This is a genomic window from Flavobacterium sasangense DSM 21067 (assembly GCF_000686885.1).
Taxonomy (GTDB): Bacteria; Bacteroidota; Bacteroidia; order Flavobacteriales; family Flavobacteriaceae; genus Flavobacterium; species Flavobacterium sasangense.
In genome coordinates, this window is the sequence record NZ_JMLU01000053.1 from 1 (window position 1) to 3,139 (window position 3,139).

Here is a 3,139-nt window from a genome sequence, read left to right on the forward strand (position 1 = left end):
TTTTATTAAATTGACTACGCTCAATTAGATTGGAAATTTCACCTGGTAGTAGCTGTTTGAAAAGTGAATTTTCGCTGTCTATTGACATAAATTCTGCTGTCAAACTCAAGGCAACTACTTCTATGTCAGACATTTTTGGCTTTCTGCCAATTCCTGATTTAAAATCCAACTCAAAATTCAAAGAACTTATAACTTCTAATACTCTAAAATAATTTTTAACTATATTTGTCATAAATGTTGGTTGTTTTGCGACTTCAAGATACTGATTTTCAGTATCTTGACCAACATTTTTTCAATTTATTTTACTTCAAATAATTTCACCCAACGGGTTATAATGAATAAAATAATAATTTTAATTGCGACAATTTTTTCAATTAATATCTACTCGCAAGAAACAGAAACTGAGAATTGGATAACTGACTTAAATTTTCTTAAATCAGAGTTACCAAAAAAGCATAAAAATCTTTTCTTTAAAATATCCAAAAATGAATTTGAAAACGAAATTGAAAAAATAATTAAACAACTTGATAAAGATACTGATATTGAAACATCTCTTAAACTTAATCAATTAATTGCAAAAATTGGTGATTCTCACACTACTTTGAGTACTTCACATATTAGTACAAAAAGAAAAATAATTCCTTTGGACTTTATGTGGTTTAAAGAAGGATTATTCATTTCAGGAACTACAAAAGACAACTATGAAATATTAGATAAAAAACTAATTTCAATCAATGGTTTTAAAACTAAAACAATAATAGATAGTTTAAGAACGCTTTTCGTTGATGAAAACATTGCTTTAATAAACACTAATTCTTCACGTTTATTAGATAGTAATATTCTATTAAAATATTTTGGATTTTCTAAACCGAATGATAGTATTTATGATTTGGAACTTTCAGATGTTAATAATAATATTTTTCATTACAAACTTATGGAAGTTGAAAATGATATGAATATGAAAAGAAATAAAGTATTTACTAAAATAAACAACGAAAAACCATTTTACAGAAATAATAGCGGCAAAAGTTTTAAAGAAGAATATTTTCCAAATGAAAAAATTTACTTTATTCAGTATAATAAATGTGTAAGTAGAGAAACTATAGAAAAATATGGCGATAAAGAAACTGCACATAAATATCCTTCATTTTCTGAATTTGAAGAAAAGGTATTAAAAACACTTGAAACTTCTGAAATTGAAAAATTAATTTTTGACATGCGATTTAATGGTGGTGGAAGTTCGTATTTAGCAGAAAACTTAATAGATAAAATTGCAGCTAACAAAAAAATAAATAAAAAAGGAAAATTATTTGTAGTTGTTGGTAACGATACTTTTTCATCAGCTATTTTTAACACAATTTACTTTAAAGATAAAACAAATGCAATAATTATTGGAGAAGAAACAAGTGGAAAACCTAATCATTATGGATATGTTAAATCATTTACATTACCTTATTCAGAAATTAAGGTAAGATATTCTTCTGAATTTTGGAAACTTACAGATGATAACGATGTTACAATTGTTCCAGATATTAAGATAGAAAATAGTTACAATGATTACAAAAATGGAATAGACCCAGTTTTTGAATATGTAAAGAAAAATTAAAAAAACGAACGCACAACCGCAGTTTGGCAATATTGCTAGTTTAGGCTTTTTTAAAAAGTTTATTTTTGAAATAAAATTTAGTCTATATTTGTTTTAGTTTGGTACTAAATTACGCAACATCGCCAAGCTGCCAAACGTTGTGCGTCATTTTAGATGAGCGAAATTTTAAACTAAATCTGAATGAGTTTAACTAATTATTCTAACGAAAAACTATTTGACAGAATTTTAAATAATAAGTCAAATAAAAATTATTGGAAATATATTAGTGAATTAAGAAAACGAAAATCAAAAGATATTTTTAAAAAAAGTATTGAGTTAACAAAATCGGAAATATCAAAGGAAAAAATAATCGGGATTAATGTATTAGCTCAATTTGGATATCCAAGATTACATCAAAAAGAAATTTTAAAAATATATTTTAGTTTACTTAAAACTGAAAAAGACAAAAATGTAATTAGCTCAATACTTTATGGAATTGGACATAACAATGATAAATTAACCGAAAAGCAGATTGATATAGTTTGTTCTTTTAAAAATCATAAAAGTGTAAATGTCAGACATGGATTAGTTTCCGCAATTCTTGCAATTGATAAAACAAAACCAATAAATACATTAATTCAATTAACCAAAGATAAAGATTCAGACATCAGAGATTGGGCAACATTTGGAATTGGAACACAAATTGAAACCGATAATCTCATAATTCGAGAAACTTTATGGGAAAGAATAAATGATTCTGATGAAAACACTCGATTTGAAGCAATTATCGGATTAGCAAAGCGAAAAGACCAAAAGATTAAAGATATTTTAAAAAATGAACTTCTAAAAATTGACGAATTTGGTTCATTAATTTTGGAAGCAATTGAAGAATTAAATGATAAAGAATTCATTGCATTAATTGAAGAACAAATTAAAAAAAATAAAGTTTTGAAAAAAGTGAATGAAGATTGGCTGGTTGAAACTTTAGAAAAATTAAAAAAAACTGTATAAAAAAACGAACGCACAACAGCGGTTTGCTTCAATGGCTACTTCCGGATTTTCCTACGGAAAATCCGCTGTTGAATGGAATGTTTTGTTATATTTGTAATGGCTTGGTGTTGGTGCAACGCCACTGAGAGCAAGCCGCAGAACGTTAAATGCAATATATTTTCCGAACTTACGCTGAACGCTTCGCTCCTATTTTTCTGTTTGTTAATTTTTAAAAAACTAGCCGAAAATTTTTGCGTGATAAGTGAAATCTGAACCGAACTTTGCCAAAAAAACTTTGTGTTGTAAATACATTCCGGAAAACCAAACTTTGCGCGACAGATCAAGTTTGCGTGACAATGGAAAGCCGAAAACCAAACTTTGTGGATAAACGTTGCGTTGTCTTTTAAGTTCCGAAAATATAAAACTGCATTTAACAGCGGTTTAAAAATATGGCTACTTCCGGATTTTCCTGCGGAAAATCCGCAGCTGAATGGAATGTTTTGTTATATTTGTAATGGCTTGGTGTTGCATTTACGCCACATTTTTAAGCCGCAGAACGTTAGC

The 3,139-nt window shown here is 27.6% G+C and carries 2 protein-coding genes and 1 pseudogene; 2 read left to right on the plus strand and 1 reads right to left on the minus strand.

Annotation, left to right across the window (positions count from 1 at the left end):
* A pseudogene (locus BP92_RS0113555) lies at positions 1 to 232 on the minus strand (IS982 family transposase); the annotation flags it as partial.
* Positions 233 to 334: 102 nt separating this feature from the next.
* Here BP92_RS0113555 and BP92_RS16830 point away from each other — a divergent pair.
* On the plus strand, positions 335 to 1,606 hold the full coding sequence (locus BP92_RS16830) for a S41 family peptidase (protein WP_051604494.1): 1,272 nt from the start codon (positions 335 to 337) through the stop codon (positions 1,604 to 1,606).
* Between the two features lie 180 nt (positions 1,607 to 1,786).
* On the plus strand, positions 1,787 to 2,596 hold the full coding sequence (locus BP92_RS16455; RefSeq protein WP_035693544.1) for a HEAT repeat domain-containing protein: 810 nt from the start codon (positions 1,787 to 1,789) through the stop codon (positions 2,594 to 2,596).
* Positions 2,597 to 3,139 lie beyond the last annotated feature (543 nt).